This window comes from Janthinobacterium sp. PSPC1-1, from assembly GCF_049897625.1.
Taxonomy (GTDB): domain Bacteria; phylum Pseudomonadota; class Gammaproteobacteria; order Burkholderiales; family Burkholderiaceae_D; genus Janthinobacterium; species Janthinobacterium tructae.
In genome coordinates this window covers 1-731 of record NZ_JAFCWP010000033.1, presented here as the reverse complement: position 1 = coordinate 731, position 731 = coordinate 1, and the positions used below count along the sequence as shown (strand labels likewise).

Genomic DNA, 731 nt, shown 5'->3' with positions numbered 1-731 from the left:
TGCCATTTTATTGGCACCGTCTTGCGACGGGTCGCTCACTCAAAAAACTGACAGGCTACTTCCGAAGAAGTATCCTATTTCATTATTTCTTGTGAACATTTGATATTTTAAGTTAGACGTCAATCCGAAGATTGACGCTGCACTTACATCAAATGCTCACACTTATCGACTGTTAATTGTTAAAGAACGGTATTCTGTACTGCTTTCGCGCTATCGACAAAGCGTTGTGTTTGTCAGCTGCGAAGAAGAAAGAGTATGAAGCATTTCGCTAAATCCGTCAACCTTCTTTTTTACTGCCCTCACTGTTTCCAGTGATCCCTTTGTTTCGCAAACTGCAGCGTCTCATTGGGGAGGCGAACTATAGCAAAGCTATACGCAGGCAGCAAGGTTTATTCTAAGAAAGTGTGAAATTTAATGATGGGATGCCATATCGCCATCAAATTGACCAGGTAACACTATTCTGAATGCCCTGGTGCACATTGAAGCTTGCATATTAACGGGCTTGATCCACATGCAGCTGCACCAGCTCGGCGCCGGCCTGGTGACTGCAGGAGCATCAATGCGGAGATTCGTACTGGCTGACGACTGCATTTTCAGTAATGTCTGGAGAATAAAGCGCCAGACGAAAAAAAACCCGACCATTGCTGATCGGGTTTTTCTCAAGGAGAAACAGCCGGGGGCTGTTTCACCAAATAACAAGCCTGACGATAACCTACTTTCACACTGGTTGC

The 731-nt window shown here is 45.0% G+C and carries 1 protein-coding gene; it reads left to right on the top strand.

Translation table 11 applies throughout. The annotated features are described in order from the left end of the window. Positions 1-511: 511 nt before the first annotated feature. Positions 512-731: hypothetical protein (locus ACP7EG_RS27685; protein ID WP_426090248.1), on the top strand; the 220-nt coding region annotated here is incomplete at its 3' end.